Annotated in this window: 22 protein-coding genes and 1 pseudogene; 13 read left to right on the forward strand and 10 right to left on the reverse strand. The window is 68.9% G+C overall.

Going from position 1 to position 19,139, the window contains the following annotated elements; translation table 11 throughout:
* Window positions 1-3: 3 nt before the first annotated feature.
* The 4 genes from B9N97_RS10465 to B9N97_RS10480 all read left to right on the forward strand — a co-directional run bounded on the left by B9N97_RS10465 (window position 4) and on the right by B9N97_RS10480 (window position 1,979).
* Complete coding sequence (locus B9N97_RS10465) at window positions 4-258, forward strand: type II toxin-antitoxin system CcdA family antitoxin (RefSeq protein ID WP_244560657.1); 255 nt, start codon at window positions 4-6, stop codon at window positions 256-258.
* 15 nt (window positions 259-273) lie between these two features.
* A complete protein-coding gene (locus tag B9N97_RS10470) occupies window positions 274-570 on the forward strand; it encodes a CcdB family protein (protein ID WP_085086051.1) in 297 nt (98 codons plus the stop codon).
* 23 nt (window positions 571-593) lie between these two features.
* Window positions 594-1,286, forward strand: a complete 693-nt coding sequence (locus B9N97_RS10475) for a DUF2161 family putative PD-(D/E)XK-type phosphodiesterase (protein ID WP_085086053.1) — start codon at window positions 594-596, stop codon at window positions 1,284-1,286.
* A 66-nt stretch (window positions 1,287-1,352) separates the two neighbouring features.
* Window positions 1,353-1,979 (forward strand): MarC family protein, encoded by a 627-nt coding sequence (locus B9N97_RS10480; protein WP_167393268.1) that lies wholly within the window; start codon window positions 1,353-1,355, stop codon window positions 1,977-1,979.
* Between the two features lie 74 nt (window positions 1,980-2,053).
* Here the strand turns inward: B9N97_RS10480 and B9N97_RS10485 are convergent, their stop codons facing one another.
* Window positions 2,054-2,533: a winged helix-turn-helix transcriptional regulator gene (locus tag B9N97_RS10485; RefSeq protein WP_085086057.1), complete on the reverse strand. Its 480-nt coding sequence runs from the start codon at window positions 2,531-2,533 to the stop codon at window positions 2,054-2,056.
* 121 nt (window positions 2,534-2,654) lie between these two features.
* Here B9N97_RS10485 and B9N97_RS10490 point away from each other — a divergent pair, with 121 nt between their 5' ends.
* From B9N97_RS10490 to xdhC, 9 genes and pseudogenes are all read left to right on the forward strand, one after another.
* Entirely contained in the window at window positions 2,655-3,377 is a 723-nt protein-coding gene (locus B9N97_RS10490; RefSeq protein WP_085086058.1) for a hypothetical protein, read from the forward strand.
* 41 nt (window positions 3,378-3,418) lie between these two features.
* A pseudogene (locus B9N97_RS37010) lies at window positions 3,419-3,523 on the forward strand (hypothetical protein); the annotation flags it as partial.
* 159 nt (window positions 3,524-3,682) lie between these two features.
* Window positions 3,683-5,080 carry a cytochrome ubiquinol oxidase subunit I gene (locus B9N97_RS10495; RefSeq protein ID WP_143266640.1) on the forward strand — a complete coding sequence of 466 codons (1,398 nt, stop codon included), beginning with the start codon at window positions 3,683-3,685 and terminating at the stop codon, window positions 5,078-5,080.
* A gap of 5 nt (window positions 5,081-5,085) precedes the next feature.
* A complete protein-coding gene (gene cydB / locus B9N97_RS10500) occupies window positions 5,086-6,105 on the forward strand; it encodes a cytochrome d ubiquinol oxidase subunit II (protein ID WP_085086062.1) in 1,020 nt (339 codons plus the stop codon).
* A 57-nt stretch (window positions 6,106-6,162) separates the two neighbouring features.
* Window positions 6,163-6,834: a hypothetical protein gene (locus tag B9N97_RS10505; RefSeq protein WP_085086064.1), complete on the forward strand. Its 672-nt coding sequence runs from the start codon at window positions 6,163-6,165 to the stop codon at window positions 6,832-6,834.
* Between the two features lie 108 nt (window positions 6,835-6,942).
* Window positions 6,943-7,620, forward strand: a complete 678-nt coding sequence (locus B9N97_RS10510; RefSeq protein WP_085086066.1) for a hypothetical protein — start codon at window positions 6,943-6,945, stop codon at window positions 7,618-7,620.
* Between the two features lie 217 nt (window positions 7,621-7,837).
* Complete coding sequence (xdhA, locus tag B9N97_RS10515) at window positions 7,838-9,310, forward strand: xanthine dehydrogenase small subunit (RefSeq protein ID WP_085086068.1); 1,473 nt, start codon at window positions 7,838-7,840, stop codon at window positions 9,308-9,310.
* Window positions 9,303-11,684 carry a xanthine dehydrogenase molybdopterin binding subunit gene (gene xdhB, locus B9N97_RS10520; RefSeq protein ID WP_208621190.1) on the forward strand — a complete coding sequence of 794 codons (2,382 nt, stop codon included), beginning with the start codon at window positions 9,303-9,305 and terminating at the stop codon, window positions 11,682-11,684. The genes xdhA and xdhB overlap by 8 nt, the downstream gene beginning before the upstream one ends.
* Window positions 11,681-12,538, forward strand: coding sequence for a xanthine dehydrogenase accessory protein XdhC (gene xdhC, locus B9N97_RS10525; RefSeq protein ID WP_085086069.1), 858 nt, complete (start codon window positions 11,681-11,683; stop codon window positions 12,536-12,538). The genes xdhB and xdhC overlap by 4 nt, the downstream gene beginning before the upstream one ends.
* Here the strand turns inward: xdhC and B9N97_RS10530 are convergent.
* Genes B9N97_RS10530 through atpD form a run of 9 tightly spaced genes read right to left on the reverse strand, consistent with a single transcriptional unit; the run spans window position 12,489 to window position 19,027 of the window.
* Window positions 12,489-13,328, reverse strand: a complete 840-nt coding sequence (locus B9N97_RS10530) for a F0F1 ATP synthase subunit gamma (protein ID WP_085086071.1) — start codon at window positions 13,326-13,328, stop codon at window positions 12,489-12,491. The two genes, xdhC and B9N97_RS10530, sit on opposite strands and share 50 nt — an antisense overlap.
* Window positions 13,325-14,854, reverse strand: a complete 1,530-nt coding sequence (locus tag B9N97_RS10535; protein ID WP_085086073.1) for a F0F1 ATP synthase subunit alpha — start codon at window positions 14,852-14,854, stop codon at window positions 13,325-13,327. Before B9N97_RS10535 ends, B9N97_RS10530 begins: the two co-directional genes overlap by 4 nt.
* Window positions 14,817-15,590, reverse strand: coding sequence for a F0F1 ATP synthase subunit delta (locus tag B9N97_RS10540; protein WP_085086075.1), 774 nt, complete (start codon window positions 15,588-15,590; stop codon window positions 14,817-14,819). The genes B9N97_RS10535 and B9N97_RS10540 overlap by 38 nt, the downstream gene beginning before the upstream one ends.
* Window positions 15,591-15,613: 23 nt before the next feature.
* Window positions 15,614-15,853 (reverse strand): F0F1 ATP synthase subunit C, encoded by a 240-nt coding sequence (locus tag B9N97_RS10545; protein ID WP_012977203.1) that lies wholly within the window; start codon window positions 15,851-15,853, stop codon window positions 15,614-15,616.
* Between the two features lie 5 nt (window positions 15,854-15,858).
* The gene (locus B9N97_RS10550) at window positions 15,859-16,533 is read right to left on the reverse strand and encodes a F0F1 ATP synthase subunit A (RefSeq protein WP_085086077.1); all 675 of its coding nucleotides are present in this window, start codon (window positions 16,531-16,533) and stop codon (window positions 15,859-15,861) included.
* Window positions 16,530-16,820 (reverse strand): N-ATPase subunit AtpR, encoded by a 291-nt coding sequence (locus B9N97_RS10555; RefSeq protein WP_085086079.1) that lies wholly within the window; start codon window positions 16,818-16,820, stop codon window positions 16,530-16,532. The genes B9N97_RS10550 and B9N97_RS10555 overlap by 4 nt, the downstream gene beginning before the upstream one ends.
* Before the next feature lies 1 nt (window position 16,821).
* Entirely contained in the window at window positions 16,822-17,100 is a 279-nt protein-coding gene (locus tag B9N97_RS10560; protein WP_085086081.1) for an AtpZ/AtpI family protein, read from the reverse strand.
* Window positions 17,097-17,567, reverse strand: coding sequence for a F0F1 ATP synthase subunit epsilon (locus tag B9N97_RS10565; protein WP_085086083.1), 471 nt, complete (start codon window positions 17,565-17,567; stop codon window positions 17,097-17,099). The genes B9N97_RS10560 and B9N97_RS10565 overlap by 4 nt, the downstream gene beginning before the upstream one ends.
* Window positions 17,564-19,027, reverse strand: a complete 1,464-nt coding sequence (gene atpD, locus B9N97_RS10570; protein WP_085086085.1) for a F0F1 ATP synthase subunit beta — start codon at window positions 19,025-19,027, stop codon at window positions 17,564-17,566. Before atpD ends, B9N97_RS10565 begins: the two co-directional genes overlap by 4 nt.
* Window positions 19,028-19,139: the final 112 nt, after the last annotated feature.

The following is a 19,139-nucleotide window of genomic DNA, read 5'->3' on the forward strand; positions in this document are numbered from 1 at the left end:
CCGATGCCTGACACACGACTGGCTTTTGATGCCTCGGCCCCGAAACGGGCGACCAACGTCAGCCTCAACAGCGATCTGCTGGAGCAGGCGAAGGCGCTTGGCATCAACGTGTCGCGGGCGTGCGAGCGTGGTCTGGCTGACCAGATTGCCGAACTGCAGCGCAAGCGCTGGCTGGAGGAGAACCGGGAGGCGCTGGCGTCGTCCAATGCCTATGTCAAGGCCCATGGACTTCCACTGGCCCGATACCGGCCCTATTGACGGGCACCATCCCCGATGGCCCGCTTCGATGTCCACCGTCGTCTTGACGGTCCGGGCTACCTGATCGACCTGCAGGCCAACATCCTGCGCGATCTCAACACGCGCTTCGTAGCACCTCTGCTGCCGCCGGACGATGCGCCACTGCCGGCCGTCCGGCTCAATCCTGTCCTGATCGTCGAGGGGCGGCCACATGTCATGGTCACTCAGTTCGCCGGCGCTGTCCCGGTTGCCGATCTTGGCCCCTGTGTCGGCAGTCTGATGGCGGAGGATACGGTCATTGTGGCCGCGCTGGACATGCTGATCGGTGCATAAGGTTTGGCGGGGGAATCGCTGTTTTGACCGTCACCGCCGAAACCGACCTCTATGCGCCCGTGAAAGCGTTCCTCGAAGCCCAGGGCTATGAGGTGAAGGCGGAGATCCACGGCTGCGATCTTGTGGCCACGCGCGGGGCTGAGCCGCCGGTGATCGTCGAACTGAAGAAGCGCTTCACCCTCGACCTCGTGTTGCAAGGGGTGGACCGGCTGGCGATCAGCGACAGCGTCTATCTCGCGGTGCCGCAGCCGGGGCGCAAGGCCACCGGGCCGTCTCCCCTCGACGGCGACGTGAAGAAACTCTGCCGCCGGCTGGGGCTCGGCCTGCTGATGGTCGATCCGGGGCTGGCGGAGGGGCGGCAGGTCACCGTGCTGCTCGACCCCATCCCCTATACCCCGCGCAAGGACAAGAAGCGCACCGGCCGCCTGTTGGGCGAGCACGCCCGCCGGGTCGGCGATCCCAACCGGGGCGGCTCCACCCGCGTCGCCATCGTCACCGCCTATCGCCAGGATGCGCTGCGCATCGCCCGCCTGCTGCGCGACGGGCCGCTGACTGTCGCAGCCCTGCGCAAGGCGGGGGCGCCGAAGGATGTCGGGGCGATGCTGCTGCGCAATGTCTATGGCTGGTTCGAGCGGGTCGGGCGTGGCACCTATGGGCTGACCCCGGCCGGTGTGCAGGGGGTGGAGGCGTTCGCCCACGCGCTGGCCGAGGGGTGACACCCCGCGCCGCCAAGCCTATGATTGGTGCACACCATCCACATAAACATCAGGCTGGAGCCCGCTTTGTCGGACTACATCAGCAATCTCGTCGTCTTTTTCGTCGTCGTCGATCCGCCGGGGCTGGTGCCGCTGTTCATCGCGCTGACCCGCGGCTTCGACGACCGGCACAAGCGGATCATCGCGCTCCGCGGCAACGCCATTGCCTTCGTGGTGCTGGTCTTCTTCGCCTATTTCGGCAAGGTCGTGCTGGAGACTCTGTCGATCGAGATGCCGGCCTTCCGCATCGCCGGCGGGGCGCTCCTGTTCTGGATCGCCTTCGAGATGCTGTTCGCCAAGCGCTCCGAACGCAAGGAGCGCAACACCGGCGAGGCGATGACCGACGAGGACGCGCATGACATCGCCGTCTTCCCGCTGGCGGTGCCGCTGATTGCCGGGCCGGGCGCCATCACCTCCATCCTGCTGCTGATGGACCGCACCGGTGGCACGGTGGCGGGACAGATCAGCGTGCTGGGCGCAGCGGCGACGGTGATCGGCGGGGTGACGCTGATCCTGCTGGGCGCCGACCGGGTCGGACGGTTGCTCGGCCGTACGGTGATCCACACGGTCAGCCGGGTGCTGGGCATCGTGCTGGCCGCGCTTGCCGCGCAGACGGTGATTTCCGGCATCACGGCGGTCTATCCACCACATTGATTGGCCGCCCCACTGACCGCCGGGCGGATGAGGGTGTTGCCGCCGCCTTCCGGGCGGGCACCTATGGGCGGAGGCTACCGTCGGGCAGAGCGGCCGGCAGCCCGCGCCTGTTTTGGGGCAAGCCGGAAATCGCGGGAGCCGAGAGCGCGGCCGTCCTGCGCCAGCAGCCGCAGTTTGGCGAGTGGCTGTCCGCTTGGTTCGTCGACCATCGCAATGTCGAGTTCACCCGGCTCGAAGCAGTTTTCCTCACCCCACTGCCAGAGTGCAATGAGGATGATATAGAGTTTCTCCCCCTTCGGGGTGAGCACGTAAAGGTGACTGAGAGCGGAGTCCGGGTCCGGCTCGATGACGAATATTCCATTGGCGACCAGCTTCTTGAGGCGGCTTGAAAGGATGTTTTTCGCAAGACCCAAGCTCTTTTGGAACTCGCCGAATCGCTGCTTTCCTACGAATGCTTCGCGCACGATCAGCAGCGACCACCAATCGCCGATGACCTGAAGGGCGCGCGCGATCCCGCAGTTTGCCTGCCCCAGGTCCTTGCGCTTTCCCTTCATTCGATTCTCCGTTCGTCGCGATCAATAGGGTTGCAAAGTTAAACCATTTCGGTCAGATGTCGAGAGGTTGCAAATTTAAACCATTCGGCATGGATGCCGGTGTCGGAAACGGAGACACGGAATGAGTGACCTGTTGGAACTTGCTGTTTCAGCGCATGGCGGTTGGGACCGCTGGCAGACGCTCAGGACGGTGAGCGCGCATGTCTCGATCGGCGGCGGCGTCTGGCCCCTCAAGGGCTGGCCGGACGTTTTCAAGGACGCCCAGGTCTCGATTGACCCTCATAGGCAGCACACCGAATATTCGCCCTTCGTCCAGGCTGGTCGGCACACGCTATTCGACGCCGGGCGCACGGCGGTCGTGACCGATGGCGGGGAGGTCGTCGAGCAGCGTGAGGAACCGAGGAAGGCGTTCGCGGGCCATACCCTGACGACGCCGTGGGATGCCCAGCATCTGATCTACTTCACCGGCTACGCCATGTGGACCTATCTGACCACGCCCTTTCTCTTCAAGCTCCCGGGGGTCAAGAGCGAGGAAGTCGAACCGTGGGCGACGGAAGAGGGAGAGACGTGGCGCCGTCTGAAGGTGACGTTCCCGTCGGGCATCGAGACGCACTCGACCGAGCAGACCTTCTATTTCGATGCCTCGGGGATTCTTCAGCGTCATGACTACAGCGCCGATGTCCTGGGCGGAACGTCGAGCGCCAATTATGCGACGGAACACAAGACGTTCGGCGGTTTCGTCTTCCCGACCAAGCGGCGCGTATATGCGATCGGCGAGAACAACCTGCCCCTGCGCGAGCGCGTGGCGGTTGCCATCGACTTCCTCGACATCGACGTGGTGTGACAGGGGATCTGTCGATGGCCTGATCAGCTCCCTTTTCACCTTTGAAGCTCGGCGCTGGGTTCGGCGGTGTCGAGCTTCACGGGGCGAGCGGCTACCTCGTCGATCAGTTCCTGCAGGCGAACACAAATCGACGGACGTATCGCTATGGCGGCTCCATAATACCTTGTTCTGTCGGGTTTAACACTGAAAGACTAGTCCCCCTTTCCGCGGCAGTCGCCCACCCTACATCGCCTCCTGCCAGGCCGGCGCCGGCTATTGTTCCGGTGCCGGCGTATCATCGCGCCCAAACACAAGAGGCGGCGGCCATGGACCTCGACCCGTTGATCCTGTCGCGAATCCAGTTCGCGTTCACGATCTCCTTCCACATCCTGTTCCCCAGCTTCACGGTGGGACTTGCCTGCTGGATCGCGCTGTTGGAAGCGCTGTGGGTGGGCACCGGCAAGGGCATCTACCGCAGCCTGTCGGAGTTCTGGACGCGCATCTTCGCGCTGTCCTTCGGGCTGGGCGTGGTGTCGGGCATCGTCATGTCCTATCAGTTCGGCACCAACTGGAGCCGCTGGTCCGACACCGTGGGCAACGTCCTTGGCCCGCTGATCCAGTACGAGGTGGTGACCGCCTTCTTCCTGGAGGCCGCCTTCCTCGGCATCCTGCTGTTCGGGCGCGACCGGGTGCCGCGCGGGATTCATCTGATGGCGGCCTGTCTGGTGGCGCTGGGCACGCTGCTGTCGTCCTTCTGGATCCTGTCGGCCAACAGCTGGATGCACACTCCGGCGGGGTTCGAGATCCGGGACGGCCGCTACTTCGTCACCGATTGGTGGCAGGTGGTGTTCAACCCGTCCTTCCCCTATCGCCTCGCCCATATGGTGACGGCGATGTTCCTGACCACCAGCTTCGTCGTCGCCGGCATCAGCGCCTTCTACCTGCTGAAGCGCCGGCATCTCGACCATGCGAGGCTGGGTCTCGGCATGGCGCTGGCCCTCATCACCGTGCTGGCGCCCCTGCAGATTTTCCTCGGCGACGAGCATGGGCTGAACACGCTGGAGCATCAGCCGGCCAAGATCGCCGCGATGGAGGGCAATTGGGAGGGCGGCCCGCGCGCGCCGCTGGTGCTGTTCGCCATCCCCGACGTGGAGAAGGAGACCAACCATCTGGAGGTCGGCATCCCTGCCCTGTCCAGCCTGATCCTGACCCATGACTTCAACGGCACGGTCCCCGGCCTGAAGCAGTTCCCGGCCGACGAGCGGCCCGACCCGCGCATCATCTTCTGGACCTTCCGCCTGATGGTCGGCATCGGCCTGCTGATGCTGACGGTGGCGGTGGTTCATCTGGTGCTGCGTTTCCGCGGCCAGCTGTTCACCACCGACTGGTTCCTGCGCGTGCTGGTCGGCTGCATGCCCATCGGCTTCATCGCCATCCTGGCCGGCTGGTTCACCACCGAGATCGGGCGCCAGCCCTGGGTCGTCTACGGCCATCTCAAAACGGCCGATGCGGTTACACCGTCTCTGACGACGGAGGCGGCGCTGATCTCGCTGCTGTCCTTCGTCGTCGCCTACACGCTGATCTATGGCGCCGGCACCTATTACCTGATCCGCCTGCTGCGCACCGGCCCGACCCACATCCACGACGCGCCCCAGCCGCCGGAGGCACAGAGCCCGAAACGGCCGCTGTCGGCCACCGACCAGTCCATCGAAGCCGCGGAGTAAGCCCGATGCAGGAAATAGCGGAAGGAAGCCTGCTGACCCTGATCTGGGTCGGGATCGTCGGCTTCGCGGTGTTCATGTATGTGCTGATGGACGGCTTCGATCTGGGCATCGGCATCCTCTATCCCTTCGCCCCGACGGAGGAGGACCGCGACACCATGATGAACACGGTGGCGCCGGTCTGGGACTTCAACGAGACTTGGCTGGTGCTGGGCGGGGCCGGCCTGTTCGCCGCCTTTCCCATCGCCTATGCCGTGGTTCTGCCGGCGATGTATCTGCCGCTGCTGGTCATGCTGATCGCCCTGATCTTCCGCGGCGTCGCCTTCGAGTTCCGGTTCAAGGCGCGGGCGGGGCGGCATTGGTGGAACCGCTCCTTCTTCCTGGGATCGCTGCTGGCCACATTCGCGCAGGGTGTCGTGCTGGGGTCCTTCATCCAGGGGATTCCGGTCTACGGCAGGCAGTTCGTCGGCGGCATGCTGCACTGGCTGTCGCCCTTCAGCCTGTTCTGCGGGGTGGCGCTGGTGGTGGGTTATGCGCTGCTCGGGGCGACATGGCTGATCTGGCGGACCATCGGGCCGCTGCAGGACTGGTGCTTCCGCATGGCGCGGATGCTGATGCTGGTGGTGCTGGCCGGCGTGGCGGTGGTCAGCCTGTGGACGCCCTTCCTGCTGCCGCAGATCGCCGAGCGCTGGTTCTCCCTGCCCAACCTGATCTTCCTGTCGCCGGTGCCCATCCTCACGGCGGTGCTGGCCGTCGCCCTGTGGCGGGCCATCGACAGAAGCCGGGACGTGGCGCCCTTCGTGCTGTCGATGGCGCTGTTCGGCCTGTCCTATCTCGGCCTCGCCATCAGCCTGTGGCCGCACCTGATCCCGCCGGGCGTCACCGTGTGGGAGGCGGCGGCCCCGCCGGAGACGCAGGTGTTCCTGCTGGTCGGCATGGCCTTCCTGATCCCGGCGATCCTGGGCTACACCGCCTATTCCTACTGGATCTTCCGCGGAAAGGTGACGGGCGCCTTCGGTTACCATTGAGCGGACGGGGCGCCCCGGCCTAAAAAGAGCGCCGTCGTCAGCGAGGAGGGCTCGGCCATGGACATCGACATCAGCTTTGCGGAGGCCGTGCTTCGCCGCGGCGCCGGCCTGCTGGAAGCGGAAGCGGCTGAGGCGGGCACCGATCCCTTCGCCGTGCTGGCCCGCCTGCTGGCGGCCGCCGCGGCAACCGACGCCCCGCTGGTGGTGCTGAGCGAAGGCGGCAGCCACCCCGCTTTGTTCGACGAGGCCAACCGCCGCGCCGTGGAGCCTCTGACCGCCCGCCTCGCCGGCCTCGCCGCCACCCGGCAGGGCGAGCGCGCTACGATGTACGAGTTCGACGGCACCGGCCCGCTGACCGGCAACCGCATCGTCGCCGCCCTGCTGCGGCCGGAGGAGCGGCCCGACCTGCTGCATGTCTACATCGCCGTCGGCCGTCTGCGTGGGGGCGAGGCGCAGATCACCGTGCCGCCGGCCCTGCTGCGTTTCGACGCTGCGGCGCTGGGGCAGACGCTGGGGTTGCTGGGCGACGCCGTATCGCGCAGCGCGAACGCCGCCACCGCGGCGCTGGCCCACGCCGCCGCCATCCTGCCGATGGAGGGCCATGAGGAAGGCGGCATGCCGGCGGCCCTGCTGGACCTCTATTGGCATGCGCTGACGCTGGCGTCGGTGCGCACCACCGGCGGCGCCGGCGAGGGGCTGGCCGGGATGACGCCGGAGGGGAATGCGTAGGGGCGGCGAGGGCGGTCCCCGCTCCCGCTTTTGCACAAAATCCACCAACCAAGGAACAAAATCCCATAACCTCTCCGCAAATGCCCTTTCACCTTGCGGAGCGACGCCATGGCCCTCGACAGCCGTACCCTTCAGAACGACCATTTCCCCCTCTGGGCCGAAGAGCCGCCGGTGCCCTCCGAAGGCTCGCTGGTCCCCGGATCGCAGTTCCATGAGGAACAATGGATTATGGCTGCCGGCATGCTGGCGCGCGGCAGCAGCTTCCTCTATGTCGCCCGCGCCATGGGCTGCAGCCGCACCACCCTGTGGCGGGCCTATTACGGCTCCAAGGATTTCCGTCACAGGGTTTGGTGGGAGCGGCAGGCCCTGAGCCGCGAGGCCGACCTGCGCCTCTCCTCGCTGCGCAGTCTGGTCGTCGAGCAGATCGAGCGGCTGGTCTCCTCCGGCGATCCGTCGACCGTGCGCTGGCTGGCCGACCGGCTCGGTATCCTCGAAGGGCTTGCCGCCCAACCGGCTCAACAGCCGCAAACCCGGCAGCCGTCGGAAGACCCATCCGCCGACCCATCCGCCGACATCGCCCCCGAACTCGACGACGACAGCATCCCCGGCGCCTTCCGGGAACGCACCGCGCCCGATCCCCGCGCCGTTGCCGCGATCCTGGCCCGCCCGGAAGCGGCGGGGCCGAAGGGGGTCTATCCCTGGACCCTCAACCCCGACGACCCCTATCCCACCCTCGGTTCGGCGCTGGAACGTCAGGGCGGAAAGGCTGCCTTCCGCCATCTGTGAGGTGGGCGGACCGTCAGACAGGATGGAACATCCGCCGCAGACTGTTTCACGCTGTTCCACCTCCCCGCCGGACGCGATTCATCACAGCTCAGGAGGTCCGCGCCCCGCCGCTCTTTTGCAAATCGTTTGAAACTCTTTCCCCTGCTGCCGATCTGGTGACAGAGTCGACGTCGGTGAAATACTGCGTCACATCGTCACCAGTTCATCGGGAGCAGCCATGCGCCAGCGCCTCCGCTTCTATCTCGGCGACGAGCTTCGGGAGATCGACGCGGTCGATCCGACCCTGACGGTGCTCGACTGGCTGCGGCTGTCGGAACGGCGGGTCGGCACCAAGGAAGGCTGTGCGGAGGGCGATTGCGGCGCCTGCACCGTGGTGGTCGGGCGGCTGGACGGCGATACGGTGCGCTACGAGGCGGTGAACGCCTGCATCCGTTTCCTCGCCACGCTGGACGGCTGCCGGCTGCTGACGGTGGAGCATCTGAAGGGGCCGGACGGCGCGCTGCACCCGGTACAGCAGGCGATGGTGGATTGCCACGGCTCGCAATGCGGCTTCTGCACGCCGGGCTTCGTCATGTCGCTGCTGGCGCTCTACCTGAACGAGGAGCGACCGGACGGACAGAGGATCGACGATGCGCTGGCCGGCAACCTGTGCCGCTGCACCGGTTATGAGCCGATCGTCCGTGCCGCCCATGCCATGTACGAGATGGGCGACCGCACCACGGACAGGTTCGCCGACCGCGCGGCGATGGCGGAGAAGCTGAAGGCCCTGCGCGACGAGGAAATCCTCAGCGTCGGCGCCGGCGGGCGCCGCTTCCTGGCGCCGGCCACCGTGCCGCAGCTGGCGCAGCTGCTGCTCGACAACCCCGGCGCCACCATCGTGGCGGGGGCGACCGACGTCGGGCTGTGGGTGACCAAGTTCCAGCGCGTGCTGGCGACCGTCATCTACACCGGCCGGGTCCGCGACCTGCGACGGATCGAGGATCGCGGCGACGCGCTGGTGATCGGCGCCGGCGTCACCTACAGCGACGCGGCGGAGCGGATCGCCGCGCTCTATCCCGATTTCGGTGAGCTGATCCGCCGCATCGGGGCGGAGCAGGTGCGCAACATGGGCACCATCGGCGGCAACATCGCCAACGGCTCCCCCATCGGCGACACGCCGCCGGCCCTGATCGCCTGCGGCGCCACCCTGCGGCTGCGGCGCGGCGCCGAGACGCGCGAACTGCCGCTGGAGGAGTTCTTCATCGAATACGGCAAGCAGGACCGCCGCGAGGGCGAATTCGTCGAGGCGGTGATCCTGCCCAAACCGGCGGCTGGCGAACGCTTCCGTGCCTACAAGATCGCCAAGCGCTTCGACCAGGACATATCCGCCGTCTGCGGCGCCTTCCGCCTGACGCTGGACGGCGAGGGGCGGGTCGCCGACATCCGCATCGCCTTCGGCGGCATGGCCGGCACCCCGAAACGGGCCGCCGGGGCCGAAGTGGTGCTGCTGGGCCGTCATTGGACCGAGGAGACCGTGCGCCAGGGCATGGAGGCGCTGGCGGACGACTACGCGCCGCTGTCGGACTGGCGGGCCAGTGCGGCCTATCGCTCCACCGTGGCCGCGAATTTGCTGATGAAGCTGTATGTCGAGACCAGCGACCCGGCGGCGGAGACCCGTCTGGTCGGCGACCGGAGGCTTGCACATGCCTGATTCCATGGCGCCTGACGTCACGACCCCCATCGCACCCGTCAGCACCCCGGAGCGTATCCAGGGTGCCGTCCATGATCCGCGTCGGCACGAGAGCGCCCACAAGCATGTCAGCGGCGAGGCGGTCTATGTCGACGACATCGCCGAGCCGGCGGGACTGCTGCACGTCTATCTGGGCCTCAGCAGCCGGGCGCATGCGCGCATCCGCTCCATTGACCTGTCGCCGGTCAGGCAGGCGCCGGGCGTGGTGGCGGTCTTCACCGCCGCCGATGTGCCGGGGGTGAACGACATCGGCTGCATGGGCAAGCATGACGAGCCGCTGTTCGCCTCCACCTTGGTCGAGCATGTCGGCCAGCCGATCTTCGCCGTCGCCGCCGAAACCCGCGATCAGGCCCGCCGCGCCGCCAAGCTGGCGGTGCTCGAGTATGAGGATCTGCCGGCCGTCCTGACCATCGCCGCCGCCCGCGACGGCGAGCGGACCTTGGTCACCGCGCCGATGACGCTGCGGGTGGGTGACGCCGATGCGGCGCTGGCCGAAGCTCCACATCGCGTGGAGGGCAGGCTCGCCATCGGTGGGCAGGAGCATTTCTATCTGGAAAGCCAGATCGCCATGGCGGTGCCGGGCGAGGATGGCGAGGTGCTGATCCATGTCTCCACCCAGCACCCGACGGAGGTGCAGCACATCGTCGCCCATGTTCTGGACCTGCCCAGCGCCGCGGTGACGGTGGAGGTGCGGCGGATGGGCGGCGGCTTCGGCGGCAAGGAGACCCAGTCCAACCTGTTCGCCGCCTGCACCGCGCTGGTCGCCAAGCGCACCGGCCGCGCCGCCAAGCTGCGCCCCGACCGCGACGACGATTTCCAGATCACCGGCAAGCGGCATGATTTCGAGATCGACTATCGCGTCGGCTTCGACGATAGCGGCCTGATCCAGGGCGTGGACATGCTGTTCGCCGCCCGCGCCGGCTATGCCGCCGACCTGTCGGGGCCGGTGACCGACCGCGCGCTGTTCCATGCCGACAACGGCTATTTCTATCCGGCGGCGCGGCTGGAATCGCTGCCGCTGAAGACCAACACGGTGTCCAACACCGCCTTCCGCGGCTTCGGCGGCCCGCAGGGCATGGTCGCGGCGGAACGGGTGATCGACGAGATCGCCTTCGCGCTGGGCAAGGACCCGCTGGAGATCCGCAAGCGGAACTTCTACGGCAGTGAAGACCGGAATCTGACTCCCTATCACCAGACCGTCACCGACAACATCCTGCCCGAACTGGTGGCGCAGCTGGAGGAAAGCAGCGGCTATTGGCAGCGGCGGGAGGACATCCGCGCCTTCAACGCCGGCAGCCGCATCCTGCGCAAGGGGCTGGCGCTGACGCCGGTGAAGTTCGGCATCTCCTTCACCGCCAGCCACTACAATCAGGCCGGCGCGCTGGTCCATGTCTACACCGACGGCAGCATCCAGCTGAACCATGGCGGAATCGAGATGGGGCAGGGGCTCTACACCAAGGTCGCCCAGGTGGTGGCGGAGGAGTTCCAGGTCGACATCTCCACCATCCGCCCGACCGCCACCAACACCGGCAAGGTGCCCAACACCTCGGCCACCGCGGCGTCGTCCGGCTCCGACCTGAACGGCAAGGCGGCCCAGGCGGCGGCCCGCACCATCCGGGAGCGGCTGGTGGCGTTTGCCGCCGAGAATTGGGGCGTGGCGCCCGACGCGGTGCGGTTCCAGCGCAACCGGGTGCTGGTCGGCGACCGCGACATGAGCTTCGCCGATCTGGTGCGCGCCGCCTACATGGCGCGGGTGCAGCTGTCGGCCACGGGTTTCTACAAGACGCCGAAGATCCATTGGGACCGCGCGGCCGGGCGCGGCACGCCCTTCTATTACTTCGCCTATGGCGCCGCCTGCGCCGAGGTGACGGTGGACACGCTGACTGGCGAGTATGTGGTCGACCGGGTGGACATCCTGCATGATTGCGGCCGCTCGCTGAACCCGGCCATCGACCGGGGGCAGATCGAGGGCGGCTTCGTCCAGGGCATGGGCTGGCTGACCATGGAGGAGCTGTGGTGGGACGCGCAGGGCCGCCTGCGCACCCACGCGCCCAGCACCTACAAGATCCCGGCCTGCTCCGACCGCCCGCGCATCTTCAACGTCGCGCTTCTGGAGAATGCGCCGAACCGCGAGGACACCATCTTCCGCTCGAAGGCGGTGGGCGAGCCGCCCTTCATGCTGGGCATGTCGGTGCTCCACGCGCTATCGGACGCGGTGGCGAGCGTCGCCGGGCATCGCTTCTGCCCGAGGCTGGATGCGCCGGCGACGCCGGAGCGGGTGCTGGGCTGCATCGCGGCATTGCGGGAGCGGGCGGCGGCTTCCCCTCAATCATGACCACGCTCTCCACCACGCTCTCCACTTGGCTCTCCCAAGACGCTCCCGCCATCCTCGTCACCGTCGCCGAGGCGCGCGGCTCTACCCCGCGCGAGGAGGGGGCCGGCATGCTGGTAGGGCGGGAAGCCTGCGCCGGCACCGTCGGCGGCGGCCGGCTGGAATGGACCGCGATCGCCACCGCGCGGCGCATGCTGGAGGACGGCAGCGCCCTGGAAACGCTCGACCTTCCCCTAGGTCCGGCGACCGGCCAGTGCTGCGGCGGGCATGTCGTTCTGCGTCTGGAACGGGCCGATGCCGGCACCTTCGCCGCTTTGCAGGAGCGGGAGCGCCGGGAACTGACGGCGCGTCCCACCCTGCTTCTGTTCGGCGCCGGCCATGTCGGGCGTGCGATGGCGGCGACCTTTGCCCCGCTGCCGCTGCGCCTGCAGTGGATCGACGGCCGGGCGCAGGAGTTTCCCGAGACGATCCCGGCCGGGGTGGAGCGCATCCTGACCGACAGCCCGCTTGACCCGCTGGCGAACGCCCCCGCCGGGGCCGGCTATCTGGTGCTGACCCACAGCCACGCGCTGGATTTCGAAATCACCGAAGCGGCCTTGCGCCGGGGCGATGCGGCCTATGTCGGCATGATCGGCTCGGCGACCAAGCGGGCGAAGTTCGAGCGCTGGTTCCGGGCGCGGGGACGGGACGCGGGTGCGCTGGAGGAGTTAACCTGTCCCATCGGTGCCGCGTTGACCGGCGACAAGCGGCCGGAGGTGATCGCGGCCCTGGCGGCGGCGGAACTGCTGGTGGCGTTCGCGCGCCCTCTCACCCCATCGCCTCGGCCCCCGACACCAGCTCGATCAGTTCATTCGTGACCTGTTCCTGGCGCAGGTGGCGCGCCGTTGCGGTCAGTTCGTCGAGCGTGGTTTCGATGTTGTGGCGGGCGGTCATCATGGTGGTCAGGCGGGCGGCATTCTCCGCGGCAAAGCTTTCCATCGCGGCGTCGGCCAGCAGGGCGAAGACATACTCGTCCACCAGCCGGGCGATCAGCTCCCTCGGCGGCATGTTGATGAGCGGCGGCACCGGCCGGGCACCGTCCCGCGGCAGGCCGAGCGGCAGCAGCGGCTGGCGCACCAATTCCGGCGGCGCCCCCGCGTTGGTGCGGCCATAAAGCAGCTCCACCCGGCCCAGCCGCCCGTCCGCCGCCGCGCGATAGAGCGCGTCGGCGATGCGCCGGGCGGTGGCGGTGACGGCGTCGGTGTTGGTCGCCATCGCCGTGCACCAGGTGGCCGGGCGGCCGCGTTCCTCCAGCAGGGCGGCGCCGCGCTGGCCGACGACCCACAACGCACAGCCGGGCGGGGCGGTCAGCGCAATCTCGACCAGCCGTTCGGCGAAGGCGCCGACGAAGCCGTGCTCCGGCGCGAACAGCACGAGCGCGGAATGGCCATGCCCATTCACCGGCCACTGTGTCGGCGCGTCATCCAGCAGCGTGGCGGCCTGCGCCAGCGCCCCAGCGATCACCTCGGCATAGGCGCGGGTGCCAGACAGCGTGCCGAGCGCCTGTTGCAGCCGCATGGCGGCGAGCGAGCGCATGACGTCGGTCACCGCCCCCAGATCCCGCACGCTGGCCTTCCGCGCCTCGACCTCCGTCAGCCGCTCGGTCATGACGGGACTCCGCCAAGACCTGCCGTCGCCTGGGCGATCAGGTCGCGCAATGCCGTCTTGGTGGCATCATCCAGCTTTTCGCCGATCTTGGGCGGACGGGCATCGACCAGGGTGGCGAGTGTCGCCTGAAATCGCGGGATCGCCTCCAGGGCTAAGCCGTCCAGCGTGCCGTCGGCCAGCGCCAGCAGTTGCGCCGCCTGGACCGCCAGCGGCCGGGGCGACAGGTGGCGCTGGGCCAGCAGGGCCCGCATGCGCTGGCCGTGCGCCACCGCCTTGCGCGTCCGCTCGTCCACCAGCCCGCCGAAGCGGGTGAAGACCTCCAGCTCAAGGAACTGCGCATAGTCGAGCCGCAGCGGTTCGGCGAGGCTGCGCAGCACCGGCGGCTGCGCCTTGCCGCCGACGCGCGACACGCTGCGGCCGATGTCCACCGCCGGCTTCTGCCCCTCGTAGAACAGCTTGGCGTCGAGGCAGACCTGCCCGTCGGTGATGGAGATCAAATTGGTCGGGATGTAGGCCGATAGGTTGCCGCTCTGGGTTTCGGCGATGGGCAGGGCGGTCAGCGAGCCGCCGCCCTTGGCCGGCGTCAGCTTGGCCGCGCGTTCCAGCAGGCGGCTGTGCAGGTAGAAGACGTCGCCCGGATAGGCCTCCCGCCCCGGCGGGCGGCGCAGCAGGAGGGAAATCTGGCGGTGAACCGCCGCATGTTTGGTCAGGTCATCGACGATGACCAGCGCATGCCTGCCGCTGTCGCGGAAATATTCGGCCATGGTGAAGCCGGCATAGGGCGCCAGCCATTGCAGGCCGGGGGCGGAATCGGCGGCGGCGATGACGAACAGGGTGCGCGCCGCCGCACCGCCCTGGCGTACCGCCTCGATCGCCGCGCGCACGCCCGACGCCTTCTGCCCGACGGCGACATAAATGCAAAACACGTCGCCGTCGGTCTGGTTGAGGATGGCGTCCACCGCGATGGCGGTCTTGCCGGTGGCGCGGTCGCCGATCAGCAACTCGCGCTGGCCACGGCCGAGCGGGAACATGGCGTCGATGACCGCGGTGCCGGTCAGCAGCGGTTCGGACACCGCCGCGCGCTCCGCGATGGTGGGGGCGGGGCGTTCCACCGGCTCCCACCGCTCGGCCTCCACCGCGGGGCCGTCGTCCAGCGGATTGCCGAGCGGATCGACCACCCGTCCCATCAGCGTGTCGCCGACCGGCACGCGCAGAACCGTGCCGGTGCCGTGGACGGTGCCGCCGGCGGTGACAGTCCCGGCATCGCCGAGCAGGACGCAGCCGATCCGGTCGTCCAGATCCATGGCGAGCCCGGCCACGCCGCCGGGGAATAGCAGAAGCTCGTCCACCCGGACGTCGGGCAGGCCGGAGACATGGGCGATGCCGTCGCCGACCGACTCCACACGCCCGACCGATTCCAGCCGCGCAGCCGTCTCCAGCCCGTCCAGCCGGCGCAGCGCGCCCGGCACCCAGGCGTCGAGCGCGTCCTCAAGCGAGGGCGTCGGCAGCGCTTCTTGCGGAGTCATGACGGGTCATCTCCTCCTTCGCCTCGGCCAAAGTCTGTTTCCAGCTGCGGCGGACGACGCTATGGGCAAAATGCAGTTCCACCCCGGCGATCAGCGACGGGTCCTCGACCAACTCCAGCGCCACCGGCCGGCCGAGCGCCGCCGCCAGCCGATCACGCGCCCGAGCGGCGTCGTCTTCGGACAGGGGGCACGCGGCGGCAAGGCGCACCGGCACCGGATCGCTTCCGTCGGCGAGCGCATGGCGCTGGGGGCCGCTCAGCGACTCCACTGCGACGCAGGCCTCGTCCAGCAGCGGGCGGGTCAAGGCGCCGGACGGGGCGTCGCGCAGAAGCCGGGTCGCCAGTTGTGTGCCGAGATCGGCGGCATGGCGCTGCAGCGCGTCCAGCGCCTGCGCCCGCTCGTCGACCAGCCGGCTGCGAGCCTCCTCCAGCGCGTGGTCGGCCTCTGCCCTCGCCTTGTCCAGCAGGGCGGTGCGTTCGGTCTCCGCTTCGGCGCGGGCGGCGGCGATCAGGCGGTCGCGCTCGGCGGGCAGGGCGGTGCGCTGCGCCTCCAGGCTTTCGCGCGCCGTTTCGGCGGCTTGGCGCGCGGCCTCGGCCTCGTTGCGGACGCGCTCTGTGGCAGCCTGCCTCTCCGCGATCACCGCCAGGACCGGGCGGTAGAGGAAGCGGCGCAGCAGCCAGACCAGGATCAGGAAATTGACTGCCTGGAGCAGAAGCGTCCAACCGTCGATGTGCATGACGGACCTCGGGGTTGCGGCGCTCAGGCGAACGGGTTGGCGAACAGCAGGAGCAGCGCCACGACGAGGCAGTAGATCGCCATGGTCTCGATCATCGCCAGACCGACGAACAGGGTGCGCGACAGGGTGTTGGCGGCCTCGGGCTGGCGGGCGATGGCCTCCATCGCGGCGGCGACGGCGCGGCCCTCCGCCAATGCCGGGCCGATGGCGCCGACCGACACCGCCAGTGCGGCGCCGAGGATGCTGATGGCATGGACGTCCATGGTTCCTACCCTTTCTCGATTGTTCCGACGGCGCCGCCGATGAAGACCGCGGCAAGAATGGTGAAGATGTACGCCTGGACGAGGCCCAGCAGCAGCTCCAGCGCCATCAGCGGCACCGGCACGAACAGGCCGGCCAGCGACAGCACGATGGCGATCACGAACTCCCCACTCATCACGTTGCCGAACAGGCGGATCGAAAGCGAGAAGGCGCGCGTCAGTTCCGACAGCAGGTTCAGTGGCAGCAGCAGCGGGGTCGGGTGGGCGAAGCCCTTCAGATAGGCCCACAGGCCGCGCCGGCGGATGCCCAGCGCCTGGGAGGCCAGCAGCACGACCAGCGCCAGCGCCATCGCCGTCTCCAGGAAGGCGGTCGGCGCCTTCATGCCGGGCACCAGCCCCGACAGGTTGGCGACCGCCAGATAGAGGAACAGCGTGCCCAGCAGCGGCAGGAAGGGGGTGGCGTCGGTCTGCATCGTTTCACCGATCTGCCGGCGCAGGGTTTCCACCACCAGCTCCAGCACGGTCTGGACCGGACCGGGCCGCTCCACCCGCAGCCGCCGGGTCGCCAGCGCGGAGCCCAGCACCATCACCGCCATCAGCCCCCAGGTGGCGACGACCGGCAGGGTGACCGGGACCGGACCCAGCAGGAAGACCACCGGCGTCGTCAGCGGCGATTCGGTCATGGCGCCCCCTCCTGCGCCCGCTTCTCCCGCCGTACCACGATGCTGCGGGCCAGTTGGAATCCAGCGAGCATTGCCAGCAGCGCCTCCGCACCACCCCAGACGGCAGCGATGGTGAATCCGGCGGTGGCCCCTGCCAGCCGCAGCAGATAGAGCGGCACCGCCCGGCGGACCCCGCCCAGCGCATAGAGCCGTGCCGTTGCCGCCAGCCCGCGGAAGAACAGGACGCCAAGCGCCAGACCGGCCAGCGCCCCAGCCACGACGGGGACAAGGAAGGGGGCGGTCGTCATGTCAGCGTTCCTGTTCGATGCGGTTCCAGGCGAGCCATCCGCCGAGCACCACGCCGGCGAACAGCAGCGCCGCCGTCCAAAAAATGCCGCCACCGGCCCGCTCGTCGAGCCAGCGCCCGGCGAACAGGCCGGCCAGCGTCGGCACGATCACCAGCCAGCCCAGCGCCCCGATCAGAGCCAGGTTCCGGCCCATCGGCCGTTCGCCTTCGCGCAACCAATGTTCCCGCCGTTCGCGGCGGCGGCGGACGCTGCCGGGAAGCGGGTCCTGCTCGTCGGTCATGGCGCGTCCTCCCCGCCGTCGGGGGTGGGTGCGAAGGGCCCGCCGGGATTCTCCGAACGGCGGCGGTCGGGACGGAGATAAGCCAGGATGTGGCGGATCGCCGCCAGATGCATGCGGCGGGCGCCGGATCGCGCCTCCCCCTCCTCCTCCACATTGCGGCGGAAGCGGGCGAGCACGTCATGTTCCAGCGCGCGGAGATCGTCGCCCGGCACCGCCTCGCGCGTCGCCACGGCGATCCGGGCGCCGTCGCGGATGGTCAGCACTCCCCCGCGCACCGCGCAATGGCCCTCCCGCCCGTCGGCGCCGCGCCAGCTGATGACGGAGATCGCCAGGGCGGTCAGCAGGTCGGCATGGCCGGGCCAGATGCCGAAGGCGCCGCTGGCATCCTCCGCCCGCAGATGGCGGAGGCCGGTGAGTTGGGCGGCGACGGAGGTGGGTGTGGTGATGATCAGCGAAAGGTCGCTCATGCCACCCTCCCGGCGCCGTCGCGCTCGCGGATCTGCTCCAGGGTTCCGGTCATGAAGAAGGCGCTTTCGGCCCAGTCGTCGCAATCGCCATCCAGGATGGCGCGGCAGCCCTTCAGCGTCTCCTCCAGCGGCACGCTGACCCCGGCATGGCCGGTGAAGGCCTCCGTCACCATGAAGGGCTGGGTCAGGAACCGCTGCAGGCGGCGGGCGCGGCGCACGGCCAGACGGTCGGCGGCGCTCAGCTCCTCCATGCCCAGCAGCGCGATGACGTCCTGCAATTCGCGGTAATGGGCGATAGTCTTGCGCACCTCCTCCGCCAGCCGGTAGTGCGCCTCCCCCACCACCAGCGGGTCGAGCAGGCTGGAGGTGGAACTCAGCGGATCGACCGCCGGATACAGCCCCTCCGCCGCCATGGCGCGCGACAGCACGATGGAGCTGTCGAGATGGCTGAACAGCTCCGCCACCGCCGGATCGGTGAAGTCGTCTGCCGGGACATAGACCGCCTGGATCGCCGTCACCACCGCGCCGGGGGTGGAGGCCACTCGCTCCTCAAGCTCGGCGATCTCGCTGGCGAGCGTAGGCTGGTAGCCGACGCGCGACGGCAGGCGGCCCAGCAGGCCCGACACCTCGGCACCGGCCTGGACGAAGCGGAAGACATTGTCCATCAGCAACAGCACGTCGCGCCGTTCCTCGTCGCGGAAATGCTCGGCGATGGTCAGGGCGGTCAGGCCGACGCGCCAGCGGGCTCCCGGCGGCTCGTTCATCTGGCCGAAGACCAGCGCAGTGCGGTCGAGCACGCCGGAGCGCTTCATTTCCTCCCACAGCTCCTGCCCCTCGCGGGAGCGTTCGCCGATGCCGGCAAAGACGGAGATGCCGGTGTGGCGCTCCACCATCTTGCGGATCAGTTCCATCACCAGCACGGTCTTGCCGACCCCGGCGCCGCCGAACATGGCGGCCTTGCCGCCGCGAGCCATCGGGGCGAGCAGATCGATCACCTTGATGCCGGTTTCCATCAGGTCGCGGCGGGGGCTGCGGCGGGCGAGTGGTGGCGGGGCGCGGTGGATCGGCGCGCGCGGGGTGTCGGGCGGCAGTTCCGGCCCGTCGTCGCGCGCCAGCCCCATGACGTCGAGCAGCCGGCCCAATACCGCGTCGCCCACCGGGGCGGTCAGCGGACCGCCGGTGGAGCGGGCCGGTGTGCCGCGCTGCAGGCCCGACGTGCCCTGCAAAGCGATGGCGCGCACGGTGCAGTCGTCGAGATGGCTCTGCACCTCCGCCACCAGCCGTTCCGGCCCGTCCCACAGGATCTCCACCGCATCGAACAGCGGCGGCAGCGCCGCTTCGGGAAAGCGGAGATCGATGACCGAGCCGCGGACGGCCACCACCTGCCCAGCGGCCGGAATTATGGCGGCCGGGGCGGCAGATTGGTCGGCGGACGATTGGGTGGAAGGCTGTGCGGACATGGTCACTCCAGCCGGTTGGGCGGGACGGGAACCGTGCGGGATGGTGGCGGCCACGGCGGTGCCGCGGGGAGAGTCCTCCCCGACCTTCCCCCGGCGGGCGGGGGAAGGGGCG

The organism is Azospirillum oryzae (genome assembly GCF_900177515.1).
Classification (GTDB): domain Bacteria; phylum Pseudomonadota; class Alphaproteobacteria; order Azospirillales; family Azospirillaceae; genus Azospirillum; species Azospirillum oryzae_A.

Excerpts from the sequence above, each read along its gene's own strand:
- B9N97_RS10465 (WP_244560657.1), top strand. The coding sequence starts at position 4 with ATGCCTGACACACGACTGGCTTTTGATGCCTCGGCCCCGAAACGGGCG.
- B9N97_RS10470 (WP_085086051.1), top strand. The coding sequence starts at position 274 with ATGGCCCGCTTCGATGTCCACCGTCGTCTTGACGGTCCGGGCTACCTG.
- B9N97_RS10485 (WP_085086057.1), bottom strand. The coding sequence starts at position 2,533 with ATGAAGGGAAAGCGCAAGGACCTGGGGCAGGCAAACTGCGGGATCGCG.
- B9N97_RS10490 (WP_085086058.1), top strand. The coding sequence starts at position 2,655 with ATGAGTGACCTGTTGGAACTTGCTGTTTCAGCGCATGGCGGTTGGGAC.
- B9N97_RS10495 (WP_143266640.1), top strand. The coding sequence starts at position 3,683 with ATGGACCTCGACCCGTTGATCCTGTCGCGAATCCAGTTCGCGTTCACG.
- cydB (WP_085086062.1), top strand. The coding sequence starts at position 5,086 with ATGCAGGAAATAGCGGAAGGAAGCCTGCTGACCCTGATCTGGGTCGGG.
- B9N97_RS10505 (WP_085086064.1), top strand. The coding sequence starts at position 6,163 with ATGGACATCGACATCAGCTTTGCGGAGGCCGTGCTTCGCCGCGGCGCC.
- B9N97_RS10510 (WP_085086066.1), top strand. The coding sequence starts at position 6,943 with ATGGCCCTCGACAGCCGTACCCTTCAGAACGACCATTTCCCCCTCTGG.
- xdhA (WP_085086068.1), top strand. The coding sequence starts at position 7,838 with ATGCGCCAGCGCCTCCGCTTCTATCTCGGCGACGAGCTTCGGGAGATC.
- xdhB (WP_208621190.1), top strand. The coding sequence starts at position 9,303 with ATGCCTGATTCCATGGCGCCTGACGTCACGACCCCCATCGCACCCGTC.
- xdhC (WP_085086069.1), top strand. The coding sequence starts at position 11,681 with ATGACCACGCTCTCCACCACGCTCTCCACTTGGCTCTCCCAAGACGCT.
- B9N97_RS10530 (WP_085086071.1), bottom strand. The coding sequence starts at position 13,328 with ATGACCGAGCGGCTGACGGAGGTCGAGGCGCGGAAGGCCAGCGTGCGG.
- B9N97_RS10535 (WP_085086073.1), bottom strand. The coding sequence starts at position 14,854 with ATGACTCCGCAAGAAGCGCTGCCGACGCCCTCGCTTGAGGACGCGCTC.
- B9N97_RS10540 (WP_085086075.1), bottom strand. The coding sequence starts at position 15,590 with ATGCACATCGACGGTTGGACGCTTCTGCTCCAGGCAGTCAATTTCCTG.
- B9N97_RS10545 (WP_012977203.1), bottom strand. The coding sequence starts at position 15,853 with ATGGACGTCCATGCCATCAGCATCCTCGGCGCCGCACTGGCGGTGTCG.
- B9N97_RS10550 (WP_085086077.1), bottom strand. The coding sequence starts at position 16,533 with ATGACCGAATCGCCGCTGACGACGCCGGTGGTCTTCCTGCTGGGTCCG.
- B9N97_RS10555 (WP_085086079.1), bottom strand. The coding sequence starts at position 16,820 with ATGACGACCGCCCCCTTCCTTGTCCCCGTCGTGGCTGGGGCGCTGGCC.
- B9N97_RS10560 (WP_085086081.1), bottom strand. The coding sequence starts at position 17,100 with ATGACCGACGAGCAGGACCCGCTTCCCGGCAGCGTCCGCCGCCGCCGC.
- B9N97_RS10565 (WP_085086083.1), bottom strand. The coding sequence starts at position 17,567 with ATGAGCGACCTTTCGCTGATCATCACCACACCCACCTCCGTCGCCGCC.
- atpD (WP_085086085.1), bottom strand. The coding sequence starts at position 19,027 with ATGTCCGCACAGCCTTCCACCCAATCGTCCGCCGACCAATCTGCCGCC.